A 26656-nucleotide genomic window follows, 5' to 3' on the forward strand; every position below is an offset into this window, starting at 1 on the left:
TGCACCGCTCTCTGCTGTCGTCGGGCCCTTGCGAAAAGTCGTTCCTCGACCCTATCGCGCCCGGGCTGTCCTGCCGTACCGCATTACCGCCCGCGGGACGGGAGTCACCGGAACCGATTGTACGGAGAGCGCGCTGATGAGTACGCTCCGTGTCCCATGCGACGCAGCAACCTCCCGGCGGAGCTGAACCGGTTCGTCGGCCGGACCGCAGAGCAGGCCGCACTGACGGCGCTCCTCGAAGGGTCCCGGCTTGTCACGGTCGTGGGCGTGGGCGGGGTCGGCAAGACCCGGCTCGCGCTGCGGGCGGCCGCGGCGGTGCAGAAACGCTACGGCGACGGGGTGCGGCTCGCCGAGCTCGCGCCGCTGCGGGACCCGGATCTGGTCGAGCACGCCCTGGTCGAGGCGCTCGGCCTGACCGACCACACCCCGAGGGCCCCGCGCGAGGTGCTCCTCGACCATCTCGCGGAGCGGCGGCTGCTGCTCGTCGTGGACGGCTTCGAGCACCTCGTGGAGCACTGCGCGCCGCTGGTACGGGAGGCCCTCGCGTACGCTCCCGGGCTCACCGTCCTCGCGGTCGGCCGCCGGCCCCTGCGGGTGGCGGGCGAGGCGGTGTTCCCACTGGCGCCGCTGGGCGAGGCGGACGCGGTGACGCTCCTCGCGGAGCGGGCGGCGGAGGCGGGCGCGCCGCCGTTGCTCGTGGCACGGGCGGCTGAGGCGGGCGTACCCCCGCTGCTCGCGGGGCGGACGGCGGAGGCGGGTGTACGCGCTCTGCCGGCCGGTGCGGACGCCGCGTACGAACTGTGCCGGCGGCTCGACGGGATCCCGCTCGCCCTGGAACTGGCGGCCGGGCGGCTCCCGCTGCTCTCGGTCGAGCAGATGCTGCTGCGCCTCGACGACCGGTTCCGGCTGCTTGACGACGGCGCGCGCGGGGAGCTCCCCCGCCATCAGACGCTGCGCACGGCCATCGGCTGGAGCCATGAGCTGTGCACCCCGGAGGAGCGGCTGCTCTGGGCGCGGCTCTCGGTGTTCCCGGGCCCCTTCGACCTGGAGGCGGTGGAGTACGTGTGCGGGGGCCGGGAGCTGCCGCCGGAGCGGATCCTGGATCTGCTCGGCGGGCTGCTCGCGCAGTCGCTGCTCACCCGGGAGGACACCCCCTCCGGCCCCGCCTACCGGATGCTCGACACGGTCGCCGCGTACGGGGCGGAGTGGCTGGCGGCGCTCGGCGACACGGAGCGGATGCGGCGGCGGCACCGCGACTGGTACATGGGCCTGGCCACCTGGTGCGAGCTGGAGTGGTTCAGCCCGCGCCAGAAGGAGGTGGCGGCCCTCACGGAGGCGGCCCTGCCGCATCTGCGGGCGGCTCTGGAGCTGTGCCTCGAACTCCCGGAGGACGCGCATCTCGCCCAGCACCTGGCGGGCACGCTCTGGTTCGCGTGGGTGGGCTGCGGGCGGCTCTCGGAGGGCCGGCACTGGCTGGAGCGGGCACTGGCGCCGGAGGCGGGGCACGAGGAGGCACGCCTCAAGGCGCTGTGGGTGCTCGGGTACGTGGCGGTGCTCCAGGGGGACGGTACGGCCGCGGTGGCGGCGCTCCACGAGTGCGGGGAGCGGGCCCGGTCCTCGCGGAACCCGCTGGCGGAGGCGTACGCGACGCACCGGATGGGCTGTCTCGCGCTGCTCACGGACGACATGGCGCGGGCCGAGGAGCTGATCGGGCGGGCGCTCGACGCGTACCGGGAGCTCGGCGAGCTGAACAGCAACGTGCTGATGGGGCAGGTCGAGGTGGCGATGGCGCGGGCCTTCCGGGGCGACCTGGAGGGGGCGGTCGTCCTCTGCCGGGAGGTCCGGGAGATCTGTGAGGAGCGGGGCGAGCTGTGGACCCGGGCGTACGCCCTCTACGTCCTGGGGTATTCGGCGTGGACGCGGGGCGCGTACGGGGAGGCGCGGGAGCTGCTCACCGAGTGCGTCTCGATCAACCACGCCTTCCGTGACCTGGTCGGGCTCGTCCTGGCGATCGAGGTGCTGGCCCTGGTGACCGTGAGCGAGGGCGATCCGGTGGAGGCGGCGGTCCTCCAGGGGGCGACGGTGCCGGTGTGGGACACGGTGGGTGTCCGGCTCTTCGGCTCGGCGGCGTTCGACGGCCCGAGGTCGCTGTGCGCGCAGCGGGCGGAGGAGGCGCTGGGGGCGGAGGCGTACGGCGCCGCGTTCCGCGAGGGTCAGGCCCTCTCGGCGGCGGAGGCGGTGGAGCGTGCGCTCGCGGTCGGCCGGAATCCGGCCGTCGGCGGCGCGGCGGAGCCGTCCGCCCCGCGCCCCTTCCGTACGGCGGGCTCCTCGGCGGTCCCGGGAACGCGGAAGCCCGCCGGCTCCCCCACCGGAAAGGGCGGGGAAGCGGCGGGCCGGGAACCGCGGTAGTACGCCTGGGTCAGCGGGCGTAGTACTCGACGACCAGCTGCTCGTCGCAGATGACCGGGATTTCCTTGCGGTTCGGGTCGCGGTCGAGACGGAAGGCCAGGGCCTTCAGGTTGACCTGCAGGTAGCGCGGGGTCTCGCCGTCGGCGGCGAAGCCACCCTCGCGGGCCATCTCGAACAGCGGCTTGGTGCGGCTGCGCTCGCGGACCATCACGACGTCGTCGGGACGGACGCGGAACGACGGCTTGTCGACCTTGCCACCGTTGACCTGGATGTGGCCGTGGACAACCATCTGACGGGCCTGGTAGATGGTGCGGGCGATGCCCGAACGCAGGACCAGGGCGTCGAGGCGGCGCTCGAGCTCGACGACCAGCGCCTCGCCCGTCTTGCCTTCGGCCTTCTTGGCGCGGTCGTAGGCGCGCGCCATCTGGCGCTCGCTGATGTCGTACTGGGCGCGCAGACGCTGCTTCTCGAGCAGACGAACCTTGTAGTCCGAGTTCTGCTTGCGGCCGCGGCCGTGCTCGCCCGGCGGGTAGGGGCGGGCCTCGAAGTACTTGACGGCCTTCGGGGTCAGCGCGATGCCGAGGGCACGCGACTTCTTGACCTTGGGACGGGACTGGTTCGGCATGAACCAACCTCTCTACTGGTACGAAACGGCTTCACCAGGGTTAGGGGAGGTCGCATCCGCAGCCGGGGAAACCCGCCTGGTCCGTACGGGACGGACCTGCCGGGCAGCCGCTCCCAGGTCTGGGCACATACGTGCAGCACGCGAACGACCCACCGCCGTTCCCGGGAACCGGGGGGTGGTGGGTGGCACGCGACACCTTCGAAGGTGCGCGACGCTCCTGGAAATCCCGCCCGAGGGCCGGGTCTCCGGCTGACTGTCCCGTTCTGGTGGTGCCGACCGGAGCCGGGCACGGGACGCAGCAATCCGGACCAGTGTACCGGGTCCGCGGGGCGCCCTCGCACGCCCGCCCGGACGGTCCTACTCCTCGCCTTTGAGGCGGGCCCGCACGCGCTCCACCACATCGGCGTATCTCGCCTCCGCGCCGTAGCGGGTCGGTTCGTAGTAGTGCTTGCCGTGGATGGTGTCCGGGGCGTACTGCTGGGCCGCGATGCCGCCCGGGACGTCGTGCGGGTAGACGTAGCCCTGGGCGTGGCCGAGTTTGGCCGCGCCCTTGTAGTGGCCGTCGCGCAGGTGCGGCGGGACCGATCCCGCGTGGCCGTTCCGTACGTCCGCCAGGGCCGCGCCGATCGCGGTCGTCGCGGCGTTCGACTTGGGGGCCAGGGCCAGGGCGATGGTGGCGTGGCTCAGGGTGAGCGCCGCCTCCGGGAAGCCGATCATGGCGACGGCCTGCGCGGCGGCGACGGCGATCGGCAGCGCGTTCGGGTCGGCGAGTCCGATGTCCTCGCTCGCGGAGATCATCAGCCGACGGGCGATGAACCGCGGGTCCTCCCCCGCCTCGATCATGCGCGCCAGGTAGTGCAGGGCCGCGTCCACGTCAGAGCCGCGGATCGACTTGATGAGCGCGCTGGCCACGTCGTAGTGCTGGTCGCCGTCCCGGTCGTACCTCACGGCCGCGCGGTCGACGGTCTCCTCGACCGTCTGGAGGGTGATCTCCGGCTCGCCCTTGGCGAGGGCGGCACCCGCCGCCGCCTCCAGGGCGGTCAGGGCGCGCCGTGCGTCACCGCCGGCGACGCGGAGGAGATGGGCCTCGGCGTCCTCCGGCAGGGTCACGGCCCCGCCGAGGCCGCGCTCGCCGGTGAGGGCCCGGGCCATCAGACCGCGCAGGTCGTCGTCGGTCAGCGGCTCCAGGGTGAGGAGCAGCGAGCGGGAGAGGAGCGGGGAGATGATCGAGAAGTAGGGGTTCTCGGTGGTGGCGGCGATCAGCGTCACCCAGCGGTTCTCGACGGCGGGCAGGAGCGAGTCCTGCTGGGCCTTGGAGAAGCGGTGGATCTCGTCGAGGAAGAGGACGGTCTCCTTGCCGTAGCCGCCCACCGCGCGCCGGGCGCCGTCGATGACCGCACGGACCTCCTTGACGCCCGCGGTGATCGCCGAGAGCTCCACGAACCGCTTGTTCGTCGCCTTCGAGACGACGTACGCCAAGGTGGTCTTGCCGATGCCCGGTGGGCCCCAGAGGATCACCGAGGAGGCGCCGGCGGGGCCGCCGTCCCCCTCCCCCACGAGTCGGCGCAGCGGCGATCCGGGCTTGAGCAGGTGCTTCTGGCCCACCACCTCGTCGAGGGTGCGCGGGCGCATCCGGACCGCCAGCGGGCTGCTGGCCGGGTCCTTCTCCTGGCGGTCTTCGGCTGCTGCCGTAAAGAGGTCGGGCTCCACGTCATGAAGCCTAGGTCACCGCACTGACAGCGCGGTCGTTTGTCAGCTGGTCCAGAAGTCCCACCAGCGGGTCAGGATCAGCATCCCGATGATCCCGATGTGCAGGACGGGCAGGATCCAGGTGAACTCGTCGAAGAAGGTCCTGAGGCCGCGGGGGGCGGGGAGGACGCCGTGGCGGACGTTGTGCGAGGTCACGTACCAGAACATGACGATGGTGGCGACCCAGGCCAGGCAGCACCACAGGCAGAGCGAGTTGATCTCGTACAGCGACTGGTACATCAGCCAGGTGCAGAAGCCGACGCCGAAGAGCGTCCCGGCGTTGAGACCGAGCCAGTACCAGCGGCGGTAACGGGCCCCGGCCAGGAGGCCCAGGCCGATCGCGACGACCATGGCGTACGTGACGAGGCCGAGCATCGGGTTCGGGAAGCCGAAGACCGCGGCCTGGTCGCTCTTCATGATGTTGCCGCAGGAGACGATCGGGTTGAGGCTGCACCCCGGGGTGAAGTTCGGGTCCTCGAGGAGCTTGAACTTGTCGAGCGTGATGACCCAGGCGGCGAGCACCCCGGCCGCTCCGGTGATCACGAGGAGCCAGGCGAAGGCCTTGCTCGCGCCGATCGTGCCGTCGCCGTCCGGACCGGACGCGGCCTCTTCCACCGCTGCCTTCGTCATGTCGCCTTGTCCCTCGATCGTCCGCCTGCCGGGCACGGTCATTCTGCCGCACCACGCCCCCCGTCCGCCGTTCGCTGGGGATAAGGAGAGGGGACGCGGGAGGGGCCCGGCCCACGCGCGTGCGTGGGCCGGGCCCCTCCCGTCCGCAGGGCCGTTCCGTCAGGCCAGCTTGGCCCGTACCGCGTCCAGGAGACCGTCCACGGCGACCGCCTGCTGCTCACCGGACTCCATGTCCTTGAGCTGGACGACACCGTCGGCGAGGTCGCGCTCTCCGGCGACGACGGCGAGGCGGGCGCCCGAGCGGTTGGCGTCCTTCATCGCGCCCTTGAGGCCCTTGCCGCCGAACGAGAAGTCCGCGGAGACGCCCTCCCTGCGCAGCTCGGTGACCTTGCCGAAGAGGATCCGGCGCGCCTCCTCGCCGATGGCCACCGCGAAGACGCTGGTGACGGCGGGGAGGTCGAGCTCGATGCCCTCCGCCTCCAGGGCGAGGACCGTACGGTCCACCCCGAGCGCCCAGCCGACGGACGGCAGCGCGGGGCCGCCGATCATCTCGGAGAGGCCGTCGTAGCGACCGCCGCCGCCGACCGCCGACTGCGAGCCGAGACCGCCGTGGACGAACTCGAAGGTCGTGCGGGTGTAGTAGTCCAGGCCGCGCACCAGCTTGGCGTCGTCCTCGAAGACGACACCGGCCGCGGTGATCAGGGCGCGCACCTCCTCGTGGTACGCCTTGCACGCGTCGCACAGGTAGTCGCGCAGGAGCGGGGCGCCGACCAGCTGCTTCTGCACGGACTCGCGCTTGTCGTCGAGGACGCGCAGCGGGTTGATCTCGGCGCGGCGCAGGGTCTCCTCGTCGAGGTCGAGCCCGCGCAGGAAGCCCTGGAGCGCCTCGCGGTAAACGGGACGGCACTCCTTGTCGCCCAGCGAGTTCAGCAGGATGCGGAAGTTCCGCAGGCCGAGGGAGCGGTACGCCTGGTCGGCCAGGATGATCAGCTCGGCGTCGAGCGCCGGGTCCTCGGAGCCGATCGCCTCGGCACCGACCTGGGAGAAGTGGCGGTAGCGGCCCGCCTGGGCCCGCTCGTAGCGGTAGTACGAGCCGGAGTACCAGAGCTTCACCGGCAGGTTGCCCTGCTTGTGCAGGTTGGCCTGGAGCGCCGCGCGCAGGACGGACGCGGTGCCCTCGGGACGGAGGGCGAGGTGGTCGTTGCCCTTCGTGGTGAGGGTGTACATCTCCTTCGTCACGATGTCGGTGGACTCACCGACACCGCGGGAGAACAGCTCGACGTTCTCGAAACCGGGCGTCTCGATGTAGCCGTAGCCGGAGTTCCGCAGCGGCGTGGAGATCGCGTCCCGGACCGCCAGGAACGTGGCGGAGCGGGGCGGGATCAGGTCGTACGTGCCCTTGGGGGCCTGAAAGGTGCTCACGAAAGTCTCGTCACATTCCTCGTCGGGGAGCGTCCGTGCTCCCGAAACCGGAGGCCACGTCCCGCAGATAGGGGTTGGTGGCGCGCTCCTGGCCGATGGTCGTCTGGGGACCGTGTCCCGACAGCACCACGGTCGAGTTGTCGAGCGGCAGGCACACGCGTGCCAGCGAGGCGAGCATCTCGTCCATGTCACCGCCGGGAAGGTCGGTGCGTCCGATGGAGCCGGCGAACAGCAGGTCCCCGGAGAAGAACACGGAGGGGATCTCCGTGGTCTCCGGCATCCTGAAGGTCACCGACCCCTTGGTATGACCGGGCGCGTGGGCGACGGAGAAGTCGAGACCGGCGAGCTTCAGCTCGGCGCCGTCGGTGAGTTCCCGCACGTCGTCGGGTTCTCCCACGGTCAGCTCGCCCATGAGGGGCATCCCGATGGAGCGGCCGAGGGCCTTCTCCGGGTCGCTCATCATGTAGCGGTCGGACGGGTGGATCCACGCGGGGACGTCATGGGCGCCGCAGACCGGGACGACGGAGGCGACGTGGTCGATGTGTCCATGGGTGAGGACGACGGCGACGGGCTTGAGCCGATGCTTCCTCAGCGTCTCCTCGACTCCCTGGGCGGCCTGGTGGCCCGGGTCGATGATCACGCACTCCTCGCCTGCGGCGGGGGCGACCAGATAGCAGTTGGTCCCCCAGGCCCCGGCGGGGAACCCGGCAATCAGCACGTCTTGTCCTTGCTTGTCGTCCGGCACGGGGGCGCGGAAATCACGGGAATCACGGGATTCGGCAGATCAGAGCCTACCGGCGGTGCCGCTTCCACAGCCAACCCGTATACGGTACGGGCACATCCGGCCAGGACAGGAACAGACGAGCGACAGGAGCGGAACCGGTGGTCACCAGCGATCAGCGGCGGCGGCAGCTTGCCAGGGAGAAGTACGCGCGGCAGCAGCAGCGGCGGGAGGAGAACCGGCTCAAGACCAAGCGTCGCAACACCGTCGTCGCGGCCGCACTCGCGGTCGTCCTCGCGGCCGGCGGCGCCGTCTACGCGTCCGTGGCGCTGACCGGCGACGACTCCCCGAAGAACTCGGACGACGCGGCGAGCGGCGCGCCCACCACTCCGGCGCCCACGGAGAGCGAGTCGGCGAACGCGGAGCCGAAGATGGCCGTGGACCCGAAGGCCACGTACGCCATGGCTCTGAAGACCAACGAGGGCGACATCACGATCACCATGGACGCGGCGAAGACCCCGCGCACGGTGAACTCCTTCAAGCACCTCGCCGACAAGAAGTACTTCGACGGGACCAAGTGCCACCGGCTCACCACCGACGGCATCTTCGTGCTCCAGTGCGGTGACCCCAAGGGCGACGGCACCGGCGGCCCCGGCTACAACATCCCGGACGAGAACCTGGACGCCCTCGGCAAGGCCGGCGCGGACGGCAAGGTGACCTTCCCGGCCGGCACCGTGGCCATGGCCAACACCGGGCAGCCGGGGACGGGCGGCTCGCAGTACTTCCTCGTCTACAAGGACACGAAGCTGCCGCCGACCTACACCCCGTTCGGGAAGATCGACGCGGCCGGTCTGAAGGTGGTCGAGAAGGTGGCCGCTGCCGGTGTCACGGGCGGCGCCACGGACGGGGCCCCGAAGAAGGCCGTCACCATCGAGAAGGCGACCGTCGCGAAGAAGTGAGCCGGGCGTCCGCACGCGCGCGTGACCGTCGAATCTCGGTCGCGCTGAGTGCGGACAGCCGGGCCGCGGTTCGCCTAGATTGGCGTTGTGCAGCGTTGGGCCGTCGGCCGCGCTGCGGAAGGCGGGCGAGGCCCGCCGGGAAACTGTGGACGATGCCCGGGGGGTACGACCCCGCGACGGCATCATGGTGAGGAGGCGCTGTGAGCAGCGACCCGTGGGGCCGCGTCGACGAGACGGGCACCGTGTACGTGCGGACGGCCGAGGGTGAGAAGGTCGTCGGATCGTGGCAGGCCGGCACCCCTGAGGAGGCTCTGGCCTACTTCGAGCGCAAGTACGAGGGCTTGGTTGTCGAGATCGGCCTCCTCGAGAAGCGGGTGAGGACCACCGACCTCTCGGCGAAGGACGCCACCGCGGCGATCGAGCACATCCGGCAGCAGGTCGACGAGCACCACGCCGTCGGTGACCTGGCCGCGCTCGCGACCCGCCTCGACAAGCTCGTCGAGACGGTCGACTCGCGCCGCGAGGAGCGGAAGGTCCAGAAGGCCAAGCAGACCGACGAGGCGCGCGCCGCCAAGGAGAAGCTGGTCACGGAGGCCGAGGAGCTGGCCCAGAGCGAGCAGTGGCGCTCCGCGGGCGAGCGGCTGCGGGCCCTCGTGGACATCTGGAAGGGCCTGCCCCGGCTCGACCGCAAGTCCGACGACGAGCTGTGGCACCGCTTCTCGCACGCCCGCTCGGCGTTCTCCAAGCGCCGCAAGACCCACTTCGCCTCGCTGGACGCCCAGCGTGAGGACGCCCGCAAGGTCAAGGAGCGTCTGGTCGCCGAGGCGGAGTCGCTGTCGAACTCCACCGACTGGGGCACCACGGCGGCCCGCTACCGCGATCTGATGGCGGAGTGGAAGGCGGCCGGCCGCGCCCAGCGCGAGCACGAGGACGATCTGTGGAACCGCTTCCGCGGCGCCCAGGACGTCTTCTTCGCGGCGCGCGGTGAGGTCTTCGCCGAGCGGGACGCGGAGCAGACCGAGAACCTCAAGCTGAAGGAGGAGCTCGCGACCGAGGCCGAGAAGCTGCTGCCGGTGGGGGATCTGAAGGCGGCGCGCGCGGCCTTCCGTTCCCTCAACGAGCGGTGGGAGGCCGTCGGCCACGTGCCGCGGGACGCCCGGCCCAAGGTCGAGGGCCGGATGCACACGGTGGAGCGGGCCATCCAGGAGGCCGAGGAGGCGGAGTGGCGCCGGACGAACCCGGAGGCACGCGCGCGTGCCGCGGGTCTGACCGGTCAGCTCCAGGACGCGGTCGAGAAGCTGCGCAAGCAGATCGACGCGGCCCGCGCCTCCGGCAACGACTCCAAGGCCGACAAGCTCTCGCGTGAGCTGGAGGGCCGCCAGGCCCTGCTCGACCAGGCGCTGAAGGGCCTGGAGGAGTTCGGCGGCTGATGCGTGAGCCGTGAGCGTACGAGGAAGGCCCCCCGGTTCGCCGCCGGGGGGCCTTCCTCGTAGGTGCTGTTACGGCCTGCGGGCCGAGGTCACACGGTAGACGTCGTAGACGCCCTCCACGCCCCGTACGGCCTTCAGGACGTGGCCCAGGTGCTTCGGGTCGCCCATCTCGAAGGTGAAGCGCGAGGTGGCCACCCGGTCGCGGGAGGTCTGGACGGCCGCCGAGAGGATGTTGACGTGCTGGTCCGAGAGGACCCGGGTCACGTCCGAGAGCAGTCGGGACCGGTCGAGCGCCTCGACCTGGATGGCGACGAGGAACACCGAGGACTGGGTGGGGGCCCACTCGACCTCGAGGATCCGCTCCGGCTCGCGGGACAGCGACTCCACGTTGACGCAGTCGCTGCGGTGAACCGATACGCCACTGCCGCGGGTGACGAAGCCGATGATCGGGTCGCCGGGCACGGGGGTGCAGCAGCGGGCCAGCTTCACCCAGACGTCCTCGACGCCCTTGACGACGACACCGGGGTCGGCGCTGGAGCGGCGCTTGGAGCGGCCGCGCGTCGGCATGGTGGCCTCGTCGACGTCCTCGGTGGCGGCCTCCTCGCCGCCGAGCGCCTGGACCAGCTTCTGCACGATGGACTGGGCGGTGACGTGGCCCTCGCCGATCGCCGCGTACAGCGAGGAGATGTCGGTGTAGCGCAGCTCGTGGGCGAGGGTGACGAGGGAGTCGCCGGTGAGGATCCGCTGGATCGGCAGGTTCTGCTTGCGCATGGCCCGCGCGATGGCGTCCTTGCCCTGCTCGATGGCCTCGTCCCGGCGTTCCTTGGAGAACCAGGCGCGGATCTTGTTGCGGGCGCGCGGCGACTTGACGAAGCCCAGCCAGTCGCGGGAGGGCCCGGCGCCGGCCGCCTTGGAGGTGAAGACCTCCACCAGGTCGCCGTTGTCGAGGGTCGATTCGAGCGGCACGAGCCGCCCGTTGACCCGCGCCCCTATGGTGCGGTGGCCGACCTCGGTGTGGACGGCGTAGGAGAAGTCGACGGGGGTGGCGCCGGCGGGCAGCGCGATGACGTCGCCCTTGGGCGTGAAGACGAAGACCTCGTTGCGGGAGAGGTCGAAGCGCAGGGACTCCAGGAACTCGCTGGGGTCCTCGGTCTCCTTCTGCCAGTCGAGGAGCTGGCGCAGCCACGCCATGTCGTTGAGGTGGTCGTCCTTGCCGGTCCTCTTCGGCACGTCGGCGCGGACCTTGGAGGCGCCGGCGACGGCCTCCTGCTTGTACTTCCAGTGCGCGGCGATGCCGTACTCGGCGCGCCGGTGCATGTCGAAGGTGCGGATCTGGAGCTCGACGGGCTTGCCGTTGGGTCCGATGACCGTCGTGTGCAGCGACTGGTACATGTTGAACTTCGGCATCGCGATGTAGTCCTTGAACCGGCCGGGGACCGGGTTCCATCGCGCGTGGACGGTGCCGAGGGCCGCGTAGCAGTCGCGGACGGTGTCCACGAGGACACGGATGCCGACCAGGTCGTAGATCTCCGCGAAGTCACGGCCGCGGACGATCATCTTCTGGTAGACGCTGTAGTAGTGCTTGGGCCGGCCGGTGACGGTGGCCTTGATGCGGGCGGCGCGGAGGTCGGCCTGGACCTCGTCGGTCACTATCGCGAGGTACTCGTCCCGCTTGGGGGCGCGCTCGGCGACGAGGCGGACGATCTCGTCGTACATCTTGGGGTAGAGGATCGCGAAGGCGAGGTCCTCCAGTTCCCACTTGATGGTGTTCATGCCCAGTCGGTGGGCCAGGGGCGCGTAGATCTCGAGCGTCTCGCGGGCCTTCTTCTCCTGCTTCTCCCGCTTGAGGTAGCGCATGGTGCGCATGTTGTGCAGGCGGTCGGCGAGCTTGATGACCAGGACGCGCGGGTCCTTGGCCATGGCGACGACCATCTTGCGGACGGTCTCGGCCTGGGCGGCCTCGCCGAACTTGACCTTGTCGAGCTTGGTGACGCCGTCGACGAGGAGCGCGACCTGGTCGCCGAAGTCCCGGCGGAGGGTGTCGAGGCCGTACTCGGTGTCCTCGACGGTGTCGTGGAGGAGCCCGGCCATCAGCGTCGCCGGGTCCATGCCGAGCTCGGCGAGGATGGTGGTGACGGCGAGCGGGTGCGTGATGTACGGGTCGCCGCTCTTGCGCTTCTGGCCTCGGTGCCAGCGCTCCGCGACCTGGTAGGCCCGCTCGACCTGGCGGAGCGTGGCCGTCTCGATCTTGGGGTCGTTGGAGCGGACGATCCGCAGCAGCGGTTCGAGGACCGGGTTGTACGGGGAGGAGCGCTGGACGCCCAGCCGGGCGAGGCGGGCGCGGACGCGGTTGGAGGAGCCGCCCGAGCGGGCGGGCGCGGCCGGGGCGGGCCGCGCGGGGGCGGGGGCCCCGGTGGCGGGCGGCGCGGGCGCGGCAGGCGTGGGCCCGGTCTCCGCGGGCTTGTTCTGGGGCATGCCGGTCCCCGGCGCGGCCTGGTCGGCCTTCGGGTCGGGCTGCGCGGCGGAGAGTGGCTGGGCCTCGTCTGGCAAGAGCGCTCCTCGTGCGTGGCCGGGTCCCCCGGACAGGCCCGGAAAGCCCATGGTATCGAGCCGGGAGTGCCGATGCGCACGTGGTGGCCCTCACCTGCGGCGGGCTCCGCGCGGTGAGGGGGCGGCGCCCCCTGCGGCGCCCCCTCACCGGCCGGTTCGTCAGTTCCAGCGGAGCAGGGAGGGCCCGCCCTTCACCTGGATCTCCTTGGTGGCGGCGACGTTGCCCCAGTGGACTTTGAGGGAGCCGCTCTTCCCGCACAGCGGGCTGGACCAGAACTCCTTGCGCCGGGCGTCGAAGCCCTTGGCGCGGACGCAGATGCTGCCGCCCTTGTAGACCTTCCAGGCGTAGCCCATCTTCATGGCGTTGGCACCGAAGTGGCCGCAGCCGTCGCTCGCCTTGGTCCACTTCAGAGGCACGCTTCCGGCGTTCTTCCAGCCGGTGCACACGGCCGCCGAAGGGGCCTGGGCGGGCCGGCCCGCACTCGCGGGGTTCGCGGTGGATCCGAGGGCGGCGAGGGCGATCAGGGAGACGACTCCCGCGACGGTCTTCCGCGACATGTTCATACGACTTCCTCCTGGCGGCGCGTAACGGTCGGGAACGACGACGGGCGCCCGGGAGATCCCGGGCGCCCGCTGCCGTATCCCTCGACCCTTATCGGGCGGGAGATCGTCGGACTTGAACGATCACACTCGGACGAGTGCGGTGAGCGGCGCCCCGTCCAGGGCGGGCTCCAGCCGGGCGCGGCCCGGGAGGAAGCCGAGCTCCATCAGGACCGCGACGCCCGCCACCTCGGCGCCCGCGCGGCGGATGAGCTCGATCGAGGCCTCGGCCGTACCGCCGGTGGCGAGGACGTCGTCGATGACCATGACGCGGTCGCCCGCTGCCAGGTCCTCGGCGTGCACCTCGATCTCGGCGGTGCCGTACTCCAGCTCGTACGCCTGGCGGAGCGTGGCCCCGGGGAGCTTGCCGGCCTTGCGGACCGGGATGAAGCCGAGTCCGGCGCGGACGGCCACCGGGGCGGCCAGGATGAAGCCGCGCGCCTCGAGTCCGACGATCTTCGTCGCGCCGTGCGCGGTGCACAGCGCGGCGAGGGCGTCGGTGAGCGCCGTGAACGCCTCGGGGTCCGCGAGCAGCGGCGTGATGTCCTTGAACAGCACGCCCGGCTTCGGATAGTCGGGGACGTCACGGATGCGGCTGAGCAGGAGTGCGGCGACGTCCTGGGCCTGGGCGGTCATCCTCGGCGCTCCTGCGCGCGGCCGCGGCGGCTCGCACGCGGGCCCACGACGGCGGCCTCCGCCTCGTCGGCGTACGGCCCGTCCGCGGTCTCGTCCTTGGCGGCGGCACCGGCCCGCTTGACGGCGATGCGCTTCCTGAGGGCCTTGATCGCCGGCTCGCGTTCCTTGAGGTCGGCGACGAGCGGGGTGGCGATGAAGATCGAGGAGTACGCACCGGCGGCGAGACCGACGAACAGCGACAGCGAGATGTCGTTGAGCATGCCGGCGCCGAGGACGCCACCACCGATGAAGAGCAGGCCGGCGACCGGCAGCAGCGCGACGACGGTGGTGTTGATCGAACGGACCAGGGTGCCGTTGATCGAACGGTTCGCCAGCTCGCTGTACGTGAAGCGGGTCTGCTTCGTGATGTCCTTCGTCTGTTCCTTGAGGGAGTCGAAGACGACGACCGTGTCGTACAGCGAATAACCGAGAATGGTCAGCAGACCGATCACCGTACCGACCGTGACCTCGAAGCCGACCAGCGAGTAGATGCCCACCGTGATCGTGAGGTCGTGGATGAGGGCGATGAGTGCCGCGACCGCCATTCTCCACTCGAAGGCGATGGCCAGGTAGATCACCACGAGGATCATGAAGATCCCCAGACCGGTCCAGGCCTTGTTGGCGATCTGCTCACCCCAGCTGGGGCCGACGAGCTCCGCCGCGATCTTGTCCTCGGGGACCTTCAGGTCCTTGGCGAGCTCCGAGCGGACCTGGTCGGACTGCGCGGTGTCGAGGCCGCCAACCTGGATGCGCAGGGAGCCGTTGCCGAGCTGCTGGACGATCGCGTCGTGGCCGGAGGCCTCTTCCGCGTACTCCTGCGCCTGGCTGACGGAGACGTCCGACTTCGGGGTGGTGAAGACCGCGCCGCCCTGGAACTCGATGCCCATGTTGAGGCCGCGGACGGCGAGGGCGACGATGGCGGTGATGGTGATCAGGATGGACAGGCCGTACCAGATCTTGCGGTTGCCGATGAAGTCGTAGCCGACCTCACCGCGGTGGAGCCGGGCTCCGAGATCGCCGAGCTTCGACATCTCACGCCTCCTTCGGGTCGACAGGGCCAGCGGCAGAGGCGGTGGCACGGCGGGAGCTGCGCAGCGGCGGCTTGGCGCCGAGTCGCTTCGGGTCGAGGCCGGACCAGGCGTGGCCTTCGCCGAAGAACTTGGTCCGCGCGAGGAGCGTCATGAGCGGCTTGGTGAAGAGGAACACCACGACGACGTCGAGCAGGGTGGTCAGGCCGAGCGTGAACGCGAAGCCCTGGACCTTGCCGACGGTGACGATGAACAGCACGGCCGCGGCCAGGAACGACACGAAGTCGGAGACCATGATGGTGCGGCGGGCGCGCGGCCAGGCGCGCTCGACGGCCGGGCGGAGCGTGCGGCCCTCGCGGAGCTCGTCGCGGATGCGCTCGAAGTAGACGATGAACGAGTCCGCGGTGATGCCGATGGCGACGATGGCTCCGCAGACGGCCGGCAGGTTCAGCGCGAAGCCGATGGCCGGGCCGAGCAGGGCCATGATCACGTAGGTGAGGAGCGCGGAGACGCCGAGGCTGAGGATGGCGACCAGCGACAGGCCGCGGTAGTACGCGACCAGGTAGATGATGACCAGTCCGAGACCGATGGCGCCGGCGATCAGACCGGCCTCCAGCTGGTCACCACCGAGGGCGGCGGTGACGGTGTCGACGCTCTGCGTCTCGAAGGTGAGCGGCAGGGCACCGTAGGACAGGATGTTGCCGAGTTCCTGGGCCGACTGCTGGTTGAAGCTGCCGGAGATCTGGGCGCTGGCGCTCAGCGTGGTCTGGACGCGGGGCGCGGAGACGACCTCGCCGTCCAGGACGATCGCGAACTGGTTCTGCGGCTCGGTCTGCTGCGAGAGCTTGCTGGTGATCGACTGGAACTTCTTCGAGCCGGCGGACGTGAACTCCATGTCCACGATCCACTGGCCGGTCCGCTGGTCGATCGCGGCCTGGGCGTCGTCGACGTCCTTGCCGTCGACCTCGGCCGGGCCGAGGAGGTACTTCTCCCACTGGTCGATCGCGTTCTTGCCGCAGGCCACGGTCGGCTCGGTGGGCAGGACGCCCTGGCCGACGGTCGTCCGCTGCTTCGGGTCGAGGCAGTTCAGGGTGCTGAACTTCTTCTCGAGCGCCGCGCTGGAGGCGTCGGGCGTCTGGGTCGCCGGCGGGGTCTCCGGGGCCTTGGGGGTCGCGGAGGGAGAAGAGGGCGACGACGCGCTGCCCGTGGGCGTGGGGCTCGGGGCCTTGAGGGCCTCGGTGAGCGCACGGCCCTGCGTGGACGCGGTGGCCGTCGGGGTCGCCGACTTCTCGCCCACCGTCGCGCCGGAGGCGGACGGCTTCGGCGGGGCCGACGGGGAGCCGGTGGTGCCGGCGCTGGGCACCGGCTGCGGCGCGGCGGCCGCGACGGCGAGCACGGGCCGGAAGTAGAGCTGGGCGGTGGTACCGACCTGCTTACGGGCCTGCTTCTCGTCCGTCCCGCGAGGGATGTTGACGATGATGTTCTCGCGGCCCTGCGTCTGGACCTCGGCCTCGGAGACACCGAGACCGTTGACACGGCGCTCGATGATGCCGACGGCGGTGTTCATGTTGGTCTCGTTGACCGCCGACTCCTGGCCCGGATCAGCCTTGGCCTTGAGCGTGATCGACGTACCGCCGGCGAGGTCGATGCCCAGACGCGGGGTGGTGTCCCCCGACCAGAACATGCCGCCGGTGAGCGCGACCATGGCGATCAGGATGAGTGCCAGGGCGCGGCCCGGCCGGCTCTGTCCCCCCGCCGGCCTTCGGCCCTTCTTCGGTGCTGCCACCTGTCGTATCTCCCTGTCCAACCGTCTTCCGCCGGGTATGCGTGAGACGGCCACGAAGTGTGTGTGGGGACCTTCCCCCGCAGACGTGGAACCGTTCCGGGGACGGCGCGCGCCGGTGGGCGCGCGCGGTGTCCCCGGCCGCGACTACTTCGCGTCGGTCTCGCCGTCGGCCTTGCCGTCCTTCTGGCCTTCGGTGGCGGCCTCGGCCGTGTCCGACTTCTTCGTCAGGTCGGCCTTGGGCTCCGCGTCCTCGGCGGTCTCCGTGCCCTCGGTGGCCTCGGTGGCCCCGGTGAGCGAAGAGGCGTCGTCCGGGACGACGGTGTCGGAGTCCGACTCGTCGTCGTCGCCGTGGACGATGCGGTTGTACTCGGAGTCCGGGAGGACCGCGCCGATGGCGTTCTTCGCGTAGACGGCGTGCACGCCGGGCGCGACCTCGAGGAGGACGGTCTCGTCGCCGATCTCCTTGACGGTGGCGTACATCCCCCCGATCGTGCGAACGCCGGTGCCGGGCTGCATCTCGTCACGCATCTGAGCCGCCGCCTGCTGCTTCTTCTTGGCAGAGCGGGTCATGAGGAACATGGCCCCGATGAGGACGATGAAGGGGAGGAGAGTCAGGATGCTCACGGGACGGGTTTCCTTCGCACGGTCGCGGAGAACCCGCGGCCTGATCTTCGGGGGTGGGCGCGCCGACCAGAAAGGTCGGCATCGGCGGAGTCTAGGCGAGTCCACATCGATGGAACAACGTCCAGCATCGCACCCCGGTTCCGGTCCGGGCGAGTGTCAGCACCGTCACGCCCCGAAGAGCCCCTGTTGTCCGCTTCCTGGCGCCGCCGGGCCCGCTGCCTGCGGTGGAACGAGCCCGAGGTGCGCCCAGGCCGCGGGAGTGGCGACCCGGCCACGGGGTGTGCGCGCGAGCAGGCCTTCGCGTACGAGGAAGGGTTCGGCGACCTCCTCGACGGTCTCGCGCTCCTCCCCCACCGCGACCGCGAGGGTGGAGAGCCCGACCGGTCCGCCGCCGAAGAGCTTCAGGAGGGCTTCGAGGACGCCGCGGTCGAGCCGGTCGAGGCCGCGGCCGTCGACCTCGTACACCTTGAGGGCCGCCTCCGCGATCTCGCGGGTGATGACGCCGTCGGCCCTGACCTGCGCGTAGTCCCGGACGCGGCGCAGCAGGCGGTTGGCGATGCGGGGGGTGCCGCGGGAGCGGCCGGCGATCTCGGCGGCGCCGGCGGCGTCGATCTCGACGTCGAGGAGCCCGGCGGAGCGGTGGATCACCCGCTGGAGCTCGGCCGGGTCGTAGAACTCCATGTGGCCGGTGAAGCCGAAGCGGTCGCGCAGCGGGGGCGGCAGGAGTCCGGCCCGGGTGGTGGCGCCGACCAGGGTGAAGGGCGGGAGTTCGAGGGGGATGGCGGTGGCGCCGGGGCCCTTGCCGACGATGACGTCGACGCGGAAGTCCTCCATCGCCATGTAGAGCATCTCCTCGGCGGGCCGGGACATGCGGTGGATCTCGTCGAGGAAGAGGATCTCTCCTTCCTGGAGGGAGGAGAGGATCGCGGCGAGGTCTCCGGCGTGCTGGATGGCGGGGCCCGAGGTGATGCGGATCGGCGCGTTCATCTCGGCGGCGATGATCATCGACAGGGTGGTCTTGCCGAGGCCGGGGGCGCCGGAGAGCAGCACGTGGTCGGCGGTGGCGCCGCGCTGCCGGGCGGCCTTGAGGACCAGGTCGAGCTGCTGGCGGACCTTCTCCTGGCCGACGAACTCGCTGAGGTCCTTGGGGCGCAGGGCCGCCTCGACGGCCTGGTCGTCGCCCTCGGCGGAGGCGCCGACGATACGCGCCTCGGCGTCGTGGGCCTCGGCGGCGGTGTCGTCGTCCCAGTTCACGGTGGATGCCTTCTCGTTCGTACGGGGTGGCCCGCGGGTCAGCGGGCGCGGTTGAGGGTCTGCAGGGCGGCGCGGAGCAGCTGCGGTACGGGGGCGGTGCCGGTCTCGGCGATGGCGGCCTCGGCCTGCGGGGCGACCGCGCCGACGGCCTCCTCCGCCTCGCGGCTCGCGTAGCCGAGGCCGATCAGGGCGGCGGTCAGCTGCTCGGTCCAGGGGGCGGGGCCGGAGGCGGCGGCGCGCTGGGCGCCGACCAGGCCGCTGCTGCCGAGGGGGGAGCCGAGCTTGTCCTTCAGTTCGAGGAGGAGTTTCTGCGCGCCCTTCTTGCCGATGCCGGGGACGGCCATGAGGGCCTTCTCGTCCCCGGTGGACACGGCGAGACGCAACGCGTCGGGGCTGTGGACCCCGAGCATGGCCTGCGCGAGACGGGGGCCGACGCCGCTGGCGGTCTGGAGGAGCTCGAAGACCTGCCGCTCGTCGTCGTCGGCGAAGCCGTACAGGGTGAGGGAGTCCTCGCGGACGACGAGGGAGGTGGCGAGCCGGGCGTCCTGCCCGATCCGCAGCCCGGCCAGGGTGCCCGGGGTGCACTGGACGGCCATGCCCACGCCGCCGACCTCGATGACGGCCGTGGTGGGGGCGAGGGCGGCGACCGGGCCGCTGACGAAGGCGATCATCGGGTTCGGCCTTTCACTGCGGACGCCTGCTGGGCGACCGCCTGCTGGAGACGGTTCTGTGCGACGGCCTGCTGGAGGCGGTTCTGGGCGGGGGCCCGCCAGATGTGGCAGATGGCGAGGGCGAGGGCGTCGGCGGCGTCGGCCGGCTTGGGCGGGGCGGCGAGCCGGAGCAGCCGGGTCACCATGGCGCCGACCTGGGCCTTGTCGGCGCGTCCGCTGCCGGTGACGGCGGCCTTGACCTCGCTGGGGGTGTGCAGGGCGACGGGGATGCCACGGCGTGAGGCGCAGAGCATGGCGACGGCGCTGGCCTGGGCCGTGCCCATCACCGTACGCACGTTGTGCTGGCTGAACACCCGCTCCACGGCGACGAGTTCGGGCGAGAAGCGGTCGAGCCACTCCTCTATGCCGCGCTCGATGCCGACAAGGCGCACACCGATGTCGTCGTCCGCCGCGGTCCGCACCACGCCGACGCCGAGCATGGTCAGGGGCCGTCCCGCGACGCCTTCGACGACGCCGACCCCGCACCGGGTCAGGCCGGGGTCCACCCCGAGAACGCGCACTGTGCCCCTCCCTGGACCGCTGTCGCTCAACTGTTTGTGCAGGCTATCCGCTGCCACTGACAACACCGCACGAACGACAGCGGGCCGACGGGGGTGTGTCCCCGTCGGCCCGCTGCGGAACGGCCGTGATCAGGCGTCGACCTTCTCCATGACCTCGTCGCTGACGTCGAAGTTGGCGAAGACGTTCTGCACGTCGTCGCTGTCCTCCAGCGCGTCGATCAGCTTGAACATCTTGCGCGCGCCCTCTTCGTCGAGCTCGACCTGCATGGTCGGGACGAAGCTGGACTCGGCGGAGTCGTAGTCGATGCCCGCCCCCTGGAGCGCGGTGCGGACCGCGACCAGGTCGGTGGCCTCACTGATGATCTCGAAGGACTCACCGAGGTCGTTGACCTCCTCGGCTCCGGCCTCGAGCACCGACTCCAGGACGTCGTCCTCGGACAGCTCGCCCTTGGGGAGCACGATGACGCCCTTGCGGTTGAACAGGTACGAGACCGAGCCCGGGTCGGCCATCGAGCCGCCGTTGCGGGTCATGGCCACGCGCACGTCGGAGGCGGCGCGGTTGCGGTTGTCGGTGAGGCACTCGATGAGCACCGCGACACCGTTCGGGCCGTAGCCCTCGTACATGATCGTGGCGTAGTCGACGCCGCCGGCCTCGAGGCCGCCGCCGCGCTTGACCGCGGAGTCGATGTTCTTGTTCGGGACCGAGCTCTTCTTCGCCTTCTGGATGGCGTCGAAGAGCGTCGGGTTACCGTCCGGGTCGGAGCCGCCCGTGCGGGCCGCGACCTCGATGTTCTTGATCAGCTTCGCGAAGAGCTTGCCGCGCTTGGCATCGATCACGGCCTTCTTGTGCTTCGTCGTAGCCCATTTAGAGTGGCCGGACATCTGCCTGTCTCCTTCGCGTAACCCAGTACTGCACGAACCCCAGAGATCCTACCGGGATCGGATCAGCGTGCCGCGCGCACCATGTCGACGAACAGGGCGTGGATGCGGTGGTCCCCGGTGAGTTCGGGGTGGAACGAGGTCGCGAGCGCGCGGCCCTGCCGTACGGCGACGACATGGCCCTCGTGCTCGGCGAGGATCTCGACCTCGGCGCCGACGGACTCCACCCAGGGGGCCCGGATGAAGACGCCCTCGACGGGTCCGTCCTCGATGCCCGTGACGGTGACGCCGGCCTCGAAGGACTCGTTCTGCCGCCCGAAGGCGTTGCGGCGGACGATCATGTCGATGCCGCCGAAGGTCTCCTGGCCCGAGCGCGGGTCGAGGATCTTGTCGGCGAGCATGATCAGACCGGCGCAGGTGCCGTACACCGGCAGGCCGGCGGCGATGCGCTCGCGCAGCGGCTCCATCAGACCGAAGAGCTCGGCCAGCTTGGAGATGGTGGTGGACTCACCACCGGGGATGACGAGGCCGTCGACCTCGGCCAGTTCCTCGGGGCGCCTCACCGGCCTGGCCACGGCGTCCGCCGCGGCCAGGGCGATCAGGTGCTCCCGTACGTCGCCCTGGAGAGCCAGGACACCGATCACGGGTGTGCTCATGAGTGGTTACCAGCCGCGGTTGGCGTAGCGCTCGGACTCGGGGAGGGTGTCGCAGTTGATGCCGACCATGGCCTCGCCCAGGTTGCGGGAGGCGTCCGCGATGATCTTCGGGTCGTCGTAGAAGGTGGTGGCCTTCACGATGGCGGCGGCGCGCTTGGCCGGGTCGCCGGACTTGAAGATGCCGGAGCCGACGAAGACGCCCTCGGCGCCGAGCTGACGCATGAGCGCGGCGTCGGCCGGGGTGGCGACACCACCGGCGGAGAACAGCACGACCGGGAGCTTGCCGAGCTCGGCGACCTCCTTGACGAGCTCGTACGGGGCGCGCAGGTCCTTGGCGGCGGCGAACAGCTCGTTGTTGTCGAAGCCGCGCAGCCTGGCGATCTCGTTCTTGATCTGGCGCAGGTGGCGGACGGCCTCGACGACGTTGCCGGTGCCGGCCTCGCCCTTGGAGCGGATCATGGCCGCGCCCTCGGCGATACGGCGCAGGGCCTCGCCCAGGTTGGTGGCGCCACAGACGAAGGGGGTCGTGAAGGCCCACTTGTCGGAGTGGTTGACCTCGTCGGCCGGGGTGAGGACCTCGGACTCGTCGATGTAGTCGACGCCGAGGGACTGCAGGACCTGGGCCTCGACGAAGTGGCCGATGCGGGACTTGGCCATGACCGGGATGGACACCGCGCCGATGATCTCTTCGATCATGTTCGGGTCGGACATGCGGGCCACGCCGCCGTCCTTGCGGATGTCCGCGGGGACCCGCTCCAGGGCCATGACGGCCACGGCGCCGGCGTCCTCGGCGATCTTCGCCTGCTCGGCGTTGACCACGTCCATGATCACGCCGCCCTTGAGCTGCTCGGCCATGCCGCGCTTCACACGGGAGGTGCCGATCGCCGAGGGCTCAGCGGACTGGGGGGAAACGGAAGGCGTGGTGGACACGGGGTACCTCACTCGTGACAACAGGGGTTGACGACTAGGACGAGGAAACAGTCCACCTGGGGTCCACAGCAAGGGCCAATGTGGACCCGGTGGATCGTTTTCGCAGGTTACGGGGTGTCAGGCCGGGCGATCGGCAAGGGCCACCGGGGGCTCGTCGTCCATTTCGAAGGCCAGCGGGAAGGGCGCGTGGCCCGCGAGCCGGAACCAGCGGACCTTGCGGTGGCGGCGCAGGGCGCGGGCGGCGCGTACGGCGTCGTTGTGGAAACGGCGGGCCATCGGCACCCGGCGGACGGCCTGGGCGAGTTCACCCGCGGCCTCCTCGCCGCCGGAAGCCTGCCGGACGACCTCCACCTGCTCGGGCTCGCCGAACACGGCCCGCAGAGCCTGGCTGAGCTCGCTCTCGGCGACCTCCCGATGGTCCTCCTCGGCCTGCCGGGCGGCGTGCGCGGCCTCGTACAGCACGATCGAGGCGGCCGGATCGAGTACGCCGGAGGTGGCCAGCTCCTGGGTGACCGAGGCCCGGCGCAGCAGCTGCGCGTCCAGGGCCGCGCGGGCCGCGTCGATACGGGAGTGCAGCCGGTCGAGGCGTCCGGCGGTCCAGCTGAGATAGACGCCGATGAGAATCAGCGCGACGACGGTCCAGATCAGGGTTTCGGTCACGGGCGCACAGGCTACCGGGGCGGTGGCAGCACCCCTTCCCAAAGGTCGCGGTCATGGGCGAACAGGACCCGCGCGGGACGTCCGGCGGCGAGCTCGGCGAGCCGGTCGAGCCAGGGGCGGTACGGAGTGCCGAACTCGTGGGCGAAGTCGTAGGCCTGGCCGGCGAGGACGGTGACGCGGTCGCCGTGGTCGAGCAGGAGCGACTGGTGTCCGTCGGTGTGGCCGGGGGTCGGCACGATCCGTATACCGGGGGCGATCTCGTGCTCGCCGTCGAGCTCCTCGTAGCGGACGCCGGGGAGGAGCGAATCGATGGTGTACCCGCCGGCGCGGGCGGTGGCGAGCTCGGTGCGCTGGACGAGGACGGGGCTGTCAGGGAAGCGTTGGTTGCCGCCGATGTGGTCGAAGTGCAGATGGCAGTTGACGATGACGTCGACATCGCGGGGGCCGACGGGGAGGGGGCGGCGGACGGGCCGGTAGTGGGCGTCCGTCTCCGGGGAGCCGGTGCCCATGCCGGTGTCGAAGAGGAGGGTGCCGCGGGGGTGGCGGACGAGGTAGGCGAGGACGGGCTCCACGCGGGGGTGGGGGTTGGCGCATTCCTCGGCGGGGCGGGTGAAGTGACCGAGGTCGAACCGCTCGACGGAGATCATGCGCCGAGCCTGCCCGACGAGCCTGTCGGCAACCCCCGGCGACTTGTCCCGGGCTCCGCTCCGGAGTCGGGCCACGCACTCGCGGCGCGCATGCCGCTCGACCGGACAGCCACCCACCGACTCCGCCGGGACGGTCCCGGTTGCGGGGATCCGTTCCGCTGGGGCGTGGGGGTCCCCGCGGAGGCCCCCACTAGGCCCGCACCGGGGGGGCGGCCGTACCGGGGCTACAGGCCCAGCCGGGTTCGGAGGCTTACGCGTTCGTCTGTGTCTACCGCCGCCGCCCCGTCCGTCACCGTCTCGTACACCGAGAGGATGTCCGCGCCCACCGTCGCCCAGTCGAAGCGGCGTACATGGGCCGAGCCCCGGACGCTCAGCCCCGCGCGGCGCTTCTCGTCCCCAAGGAGACGGATCGCCGCGTCCGCGAGGGCGTCCGCGTCCTCGTTGGCGAAGAGGTCGCCCGCCGCGCCCTGGTCGAGGACCTGGGCGAAGGCGTCGAGGTCGGAGGCGAGGACCGGCGCGCCCGCCGACAGCGCCTCGACGAGGATGATCCCGAAGCTCTCCCCGCCGGTGTTGGGCGCCACGTACACGTCGACACTGCGCAGCAGCCGTGCCTTGTCCTCGTCGCTGACCATGCCGAGGAACTCCACCCGGGACCGCAGCTCGCGCGGCAGCGAGGCCACCGCCTCCTCCTCGTCCCCGCGCCCGGCAACGAGGAGCCGCGCGCCGGGCCGCTCGGTGAGGATCCTGGGCAGGGCCCGCATGAGGACCGGCAGGCCCTTCCGCGGCTCGTCGATGCGTCCGATGAAGCCGAGGGTCTCGCCTTGCCACTCCTTCTTCGGTTCGGCGCGGGCGAAGAAGTCGACGTCGACCCCGTTGGGGATGACGACGGCGTCCCCGCCGAGGTGCTCGACGAGCGTCCGCCGCGCGTACTCACTCACCGCGATGCGCGCGCTGATCTTCTCCAGGGCGGGCTGGAGGATCGGATACGCCGCGATCATCGCCCGCGAGCGCGGGTTCGACGTGTGGAAGGTCGCCACGATCGGTCCCTGCGCCGCCCAGCAGGTGAGCAGCCCCAGGGAGGGCGACGTCGGCTCGTGGATGTGGACGACGTCGAACGTGCCGTCGTGCAGCCAGCGGCGCACCCGCGCGGCGGAGAGGAAGCCGAAGCTGAGCCGCGCCACCGAGCCGTTGTACGACACGGGGACGGCCCGGCCGGCCGAGACCACGTACGGCGGCAACGGGGTCTCGTCGTCGGCGGGGGCGAGGACGGAGACCTCGTGGCCGAGCCGGATCAGGTGCTCGGCGAGGTCGCGGATGTGGAACTGGACGCCGCCCGGCACGTCCCAGGAGTACGGGCAGACGATGCCGATCCTCACGCCGTCCCGCCCTCCCGCTCCGGACGTTCTTCCAGGTCCGCGAGCCACAGTCGTTGCAGCATGTGCCAGTCCTCCGGGTGCTCCGCGATGCCGGAGGCGAAGGCGTCGGCCATCGCCTGCGTCATCACGGCCGTCTTCTCGGCCCGCGTACCCGTCTCGGGTACGTCGACGGGCGGGTGGATCCGCCCCTTCATGACCGGCGTCCCGTCGTACCAGAGCGTCACCGGCACCAGCAGCGCGCCCGTCTGCTGGGCGAGCATCGCGGGCCCCGCCGGCATCCGTGCCGTGTCGCCGAAGAAGGTGACCTCGGTGCCGGAAGCGGACAGGTCGCGGTCGGCGACCAGGCAGACCAGGCCGCCTGCCCGGAGGCGCCGCGCCAGGGTGCCGAAGGCGGAGCCCCCGGCGTGCGGGAGGACCTCCATGCCGAGGGACTCGCGGTAGGCGACGAAGCGGTCGTAGAGCGTCTCCGGCTTGAGCCGTTCCGCGACCGTCGTGAAGGGCACGCCGAGCGTGCGGGTCACCCACACACCGGCCAGGTCCCAGTTCGCCAGGTGCGGCAGGGCGACGACGACACCCCGCCCGGCGGCGAGGCCGTCCTCCAAGTGGTGGACGTCCTTGATGTCTATCCCTCGCTCGACCTGCTCCTTGCTCCAGGTCGGCAGCCGGAAGGACTCCATCCAGTACCGCATGTACGAACGCATGCCGGCCTTCGACAGCTCGGCGAGGCGCTCGGGCGTGGCGTCGGGCACCACGCGCGCGAGGTTGGCCTCGAGCCGCAGGACGCTCCGGCCGCGCCGCTTCCACGTGAAATCGGCGATCCGCCGGCCGAGGCCCGCGGCCACCGGCTCGGGCAGTTTCTTGACGGTCGCCCAGCCGGCGCCGTACAGCCCGTCGCTCAGTCGGTCCTTCAGCGCGCTCACGACGCCGCCCCGCTCCCACCGGCCGCGGCGGCGTCCGCCTCGGCCGATTCCCGTCGTACGGTCACGACCCGCTGGCCCAGGGTCACGGCGCTGCCGACGGCCACGATCCACAGGGCGATCGGGAGCAGGACCTCGACGCCGGGCACGCCGAACGTGCTCAGTCCGGCGAGGCCCGCGGCGACCAGGGAGATCACCAGGCGTTCGGCGCGCTCGACCAGGCCGTTCACGGCGACGGGCAGGCCGATCGATTCACCGCGCGCCTTGGTGTACGAGACGACCTGGCCGCTCGCCAGGCAGAAGATCGCCACGGCGCACAGCACGTTGTCGTCGCCCCTGCCCGCGTACCAGAGCGCGAAGCCGCCGAAGATCGCGCCGTCGGCGACCCGGTCGAGCGTCGAGTCGAGGAAGGCTCCCCAGCGGCTGGAGATCCCCGCCTGCCGGGCCATGTTGCCGTCGACGAGGTCGGAGAAGACGAAGAGGGTGATGACGATGGTGCCCCAGAAGAACTCTCCGCGGGGGAAGAAGACCAGCGCACCGGCCATCACTCCCGCCGTGCCGATGAGCGTGACCGCGTCGGGGCTGACGCCCCGGCGGAGCAGAAACGCGGCGAACGGTGTGAGGACACGCGTAAAAAATGCACGCGCGTACTTGTTCAGCATGGCCTTCCCGACGTTCGGTGGGCCGCGCGGCCCCTACGACCACCGGCTCACCCATCGTAGCCACGCGCGCCCCGGCGTACGGGCGGGCACCCGCCCCCGCCGCGTCGGCGTCCCCCGGGGGGCTCTCCCGGGGGACGCCCGCGCGACGTATGGACGCGTCCTGGCGTCGGTGCAAAGCTCGAAGGACCACCGCGGGCACCGCTGGAGCCGTACCGCGTCACACCACTCCCCCGCGG

General features: G+C 71.2%; 25 protein-coding genes. 3 read left to right on the forward strand and 22 right to left on the reverse strand.

Annotated elements, in window-relative coordinates; translation table 11 throughout:
- Positions 1–156: 156 nt before the first annotated feature.
- On the forward strand, positions 157–2409 hold the full coding sequence (locus tag ABT034_RS18020) for an ATP-binding protein (protein WP_351216200.1): 2253 nt from the start codon (positions 157–159) through the stop codon (positions 2407–2409).
- 10 nt (positions 2410–2419) lie between these two features.
- Here ABT034_RS18020 and rpsD read toward each other — a convergent pair whose 3' ends face one another.
- The 5 genes from rpsD to ABT034_RS18045 form a co-directional block, all read right to left on the reverse strand.
- Positions 2420–3034, reverse strand: a complete 615-nt coding sequence (gene rpsD, locus ABT034_RS18025) for a 30S ribosomal protein S4 (RefSeq protein ID WP_015032311.1) — start codon at positions 3032–3034, stop codon at positions 2420–2422.
- A 357-nt stretch (positions 3035–3391) separates the two neighbouring features.
- Entirely contained in the window at positions 3392–4744 is a 1353-nt protein-coding gene (locus ABT034_RS18030) for a replication-associated recombination protein A (protein ID WP_351216202.1), read from the reverse strand.
- 42 nt (positions 4745–4786) lie between these two features.
- Complete coding sequence (locus ABT034_RS18035) at positions 4787–5413, reverse strand: vitamin K epoxide reductase family protein (RefSeq protein WP_351216204.1); 627 nt, start codon at positions 5411–5413, stop codon at positions 4787–4789.
- A 159-nt stretch (positions 5414–5572) separates the two neighbouring features.
- Positions 5573–6835: a histidine--tRNA ligase gene (gene hisS / locus ABT034_RS18040; protein ID WP_351216206.1), complete on the reverse strand. Its 1263-nt coding sequence runs from the start codon at positions 6833–6835 to the stop codon at positions 5573–5575.
- A 10-nt stretch (positions 6836–6845) separates the two neighbouring features.
- On the reverse strand, positions 6846–7553 hold the full coding sequence (locus tag ABT034_RS18045) for an MBL fold metallo-hydrolase (RefSeq protein WP_351216208.1): 708 nt from the start codon (positions 7551–7553) through the stop codon (positions 6846–6848).
- Between the two features lie 164 nt (positions 7554–7717).
- On the opposite strand from ABT034_RS18045, the gene ABT034_RS18050 reads away from it, so the two are divergent.
- The gene (locus tag ABT034_RS18050; RefSeq protein WP_351216210.1) at positions 7718–8515 is read left to right on the forward strand and encodes a peptidylprolyl isomerase; all 798 of its coding nucleotides are present in this window, start codon (positions 7718–7720) and stop codon (positions 8513–8515) included.
- 200 nt (positions 8516–8715) lie between these two features.
- Positions 8716–9945, forward strand: a complete 1230-nt coding sequence (locus ABT034_RS18055; RefSeq protein ID WP_351216212.1) for a DUF349 domain-containing protein — start codon at positions 8716–8718, stop codon at positions 9943–9945.
- 69 nt (positions 9946–10014) lie between these two features.
- On the opposite strand, the gene ABT034_RS18060 is transcribed toward ABT034_RS18055, so the two are convergent.
- The 17 genes from ABT034_RS18060 to pgsA all read right to left on the reverse strand — a co-directional run bounded on the left by ABT034_RS18060 (position 10015) and on the right by pgsA (position 26420).
- Entirely contained in the window at positions 10015–12495 is a 2481-nt protein-coding gene (locus ABT034_RS18060; RefSeq protein ID WP_351216214.1) for a RelA/SpoT family protein, read from the reverse strand.
- Positions 12496–12654: 159 nt separating this feature from the next.
- Positions 12655–13059 carry a hypothetical protein gene (locus ABT034_RS18065; protein ID WP_351216216.1) on the reverse strand — a complete coding sequence of 135 codons (405 nt, stop codon included), beginning with the start codon at positions 13057–13059 and terminating at the stop codon, positions 12655–12657.
- Positions 13060–13179: 120 nt separating this feature from the next.
- Positions 13180–13731, reverse strand: a complete 552-nt coding sequence (locus tag ABT034_RS18070) for an adenine phosphoribosyltransferase (protein ID WP_351216218.1) — start codon at positions 13729–13731, stop codon at positions 13180–13182.
- Positions 13728–14801 (reverse strand): protein translocase subunit SecF, encoded by a 1074-nt coding sequence (secF, locus tag ABT034_RS18075; RefSeq protein ID WP_351216220.1) that lies wholly within the window; start codon positions 14799–14801, stop codon positions 13728–13730. The genes ABT034_RS18070 and secF overlap by 4 nt, the downstream gene beginning before the upstream one ends.
- A 1-nt stretch (position 14802) precedes the next feature.
- On the reverse strand, positions 14803–16584 hold the full coding sequence (gene secD, locus ABT034_RS18080; protein WP_351216222.1) for a protein translocase subunit SecD: 1782 nt from the start codon (positions 16582–16584) through the stop codon (positions 14803–14805).
- 144 nt (positions 16585–16728) lie between these two features.
- Positions 16729–17208 carry a preprotein translocase subunit YajC gene (gene yajC / locus ABT034_RS18085; protein WP_351216224.1) on the reverse strand — a complete coding sequence of 160 codons (480 nt, stop codon included), beginning with the start codon at positions 17206–17208 and terminating at the stop codon, positions 16729–16731.
- Positions 17209–17373: 165 nt separating this feature from the next.
- Positions 17374–18462, reverse strand: a complete 1089-nt coding sequence (ruvB, locus tag ABT034_RS18090) for a Holliday junction branch migration DNA helicase RuvB (protein WP_351216226.1) — start codon at positions 18460–18462, stop codon at positions 17374–17376.
- A gap of 38 nt (positions 18463–18500) precedes the next feature.
- Positions 18501–19133, reverse strand: a complete 633-nt coding sequence (gene ruvA, locus ABT034_RS18095; RefSeq protein WP_351216228.1) for a Holliday junction branch migration protein RuvA — start codon at positions 19131–19133, stop codon at positions 18501–18503.
- The gene (ruvC, locus tag ABT034_RS18100; RefSeq protein ID WP_351216230.1) at positions 19130–19693 is read right to left on the reverse strand and encodes a crossover junction endodeoxyribonuclease RuvC; all 564 of its coding nucleotides are present in this window, start codon (positions 19691–19693) and stop codon (positions 19130–19132) included. The genes ruvA and ruvC overlap by 4 nt, the downstream gene beginning before the upstream one ends.
- A 129-nt stretch (positions 19694–19822) precedes the next feature.
- Positions 19823–20575, reverse strand: a complete 753-nt coding sequence (locus ABT034_RS18105) for a YebC/PmpR family DNA-binding transcriptional regulator (protein WP_351216232.1) — start codon at positions 20573–20575, stop codon at positions 19823–19825.
- Between the two features lie 62 nt (positions 20576–20637).
- Positions 20638–21228, reverse strand: coding sequence for a pyridoxal 5'-phosphate synthase glutaminase subunit PdxT (pdxT, locus tag ABT034_RS18110; protein WP_351216234.1), 591 nt, complete (start codon positions 21226–21228; stop codon positions 20638–20640).
- A 6-nt stretch (positions 21229–21234) separates the two neighbouring features.
- Positions 21235–22158 carry a pyridoxal 5'-phosphate synthase lyase subunit PdxS gene (gene pdxS / locus ABT034_RS18115; RefSeq protein WP_351216236.1) on the reverse strand — a complete coding sequence of 308 codons (924 nt, stop codon included), beginning with the start codon at positions 22156–22158 and terminating at the stop codon, positions 21235–21237.
- A gap of 117 nt (positions 22159–22275) precedes the next feature.
- Entirely contained in the window at positions 22276–22818 is a 543-nt protein-coding gene (locus ABT034_RS18120; RefSeq protein ID WP_351216238.1) for a hypothetical protein, read from the reverse strand.
- Between the two features lie 11 nt (positions 22819–22829).
- Positions 22830–23465, reverse strand: coding sequence for an N-acyl homoserine lactonase family protein (locus ABT034_RS18125; RefSeq protein WP_351216240.1), 636 nt, complete (start codon positions 23463–23465; stop codon positions 22830–22832).
- A 224-nt stretch (positions 23466–23689) separates the two neighbouring features.
- On the reverse strand, positions 23690–24841 hold the full coding sequence (locus ABT034_RS18130) for a glycosyltransferase family 4 protein (RefSeq protein ID WP_351216242.1): 1152 nt from the start codon (positions 24839–24841) through the stop codon (positions 23690–23692).
- Complete coding sequence (locus tag ABT034_RS18135) at positions 24838–25752, reverse strand: phosphatidylinositol mannoside acyltransferase (protein ID WP_502972972.1); 915 nt, start codon at positions 25750–25752, stop codon at positions 24838–24840. The genes ABT034_RS18130 and ABT034_RS18135 overlap by 4 nt, the downstream gene beginning before the upstream one ends.
- 5 nt (positions 25753–25757) lie before the next feature.
- Entirely contained in the window at positions 25758–26420 is a 663-nt protein-coding gene (pgsA, locus tag ABT034_RS18140; protein ID WP_351216246.1) for a phosphatidylinositol phosphate synthase, read from the reverse strand.
- Positions 26421–26656 lie beyond the last annotated feature (236 nt).

This window comes from Streptomyces sp. NPDC002773, from assembly GCF_040295605.1.
In the GTDB taxonomy this organism is placed as follows: domain Bacteria; phylum Actinomycetota; class Actinomycetes; order Streptomycetales; family Streptomycetaceae; genus Streptomyces.

Excerpts from the sequence above, each read along its gene's own strand:
- pdxT (WP_351216234.1), bottom strand. The coding sequence starts at position 21,228 with ATGAGCACACCCGTGATCGGTGTCCTGGCTCTCCAGGGCGACGTACGG.
- ABT034_RS18035 (WP_351216204.1), bottom strand. The coding sequence starts at position 5,413 with ATGACGAAGGCAGCGGTGGAAGAGGCCGCGTCCGGTCCGGACGGCGAC.
- ABT034_RS18020 (WP_351216200.1), top strand. The coding sequence starts at position 157 with ATGCGACGCAGCAACCTCCCGGCGGAGCTGAACCGGTTCGTCGGCCGG.
- rpsD (WP_015032311.1), bottom strand. The coding sequence starts at position 3,034 with ATGCCGAACCAGTCCCGTCCCAAGGTCAAGAAGTCGCGTGCCCTCGGC.
- ruvA (WP_351216228.1), bottom strand. The coding sequence starts at position 19,133 with ATGATCGCCTTCGTCAGCGGCCCGGTCGCCGCCCTCGCCCCCACCACG.
- ABT034_RS18065 (WP_351216216.1), bottom strand. The coding sequence starts at position 13,059 with ATGAACATGTCGCGGAAGACCGTCGCGGGAGTCGTCTCCCTGATCGCC.
- ABT034_RS18125 (WP_351216240.1), bottom strand. The coding sequence starts at position 23,465 with ATGATCTCCGTCGAGCGGTTCGACCTCGGTCACTTCACCCGCCCCGCC.
- ABT034_RS18105 (WP_351216232.1), bottom strand. The coding sequence starts at position 20,575 with ATGTCCGGCCACTCTAAATGGGCTACGACGAAGCACAAGAAGGCCGTG.
- secF (WP_351216220.1), bottom strand. The coding sequence starts at position 14,801 with ATGTCGAAGCTCGGCGATCTCGGAGCCCGGCTCCACCGCGGTGAGGTC.
- ABT034_RS18070 (WP_351216218.1), bottom strand. The coding sequence starts at position 13,731 with ATGACCGCCCAGGCCCAGGACGTCGCCGCACTCCTGCTCAGCCGCATC.
- pgsA (WP_351216246.1), bottom strand. The coding sequence starts at position 26,420 with ATGCTGAACAAGTACGCGCGTGCATTTTTTACGCGTGTCCTCACACCG.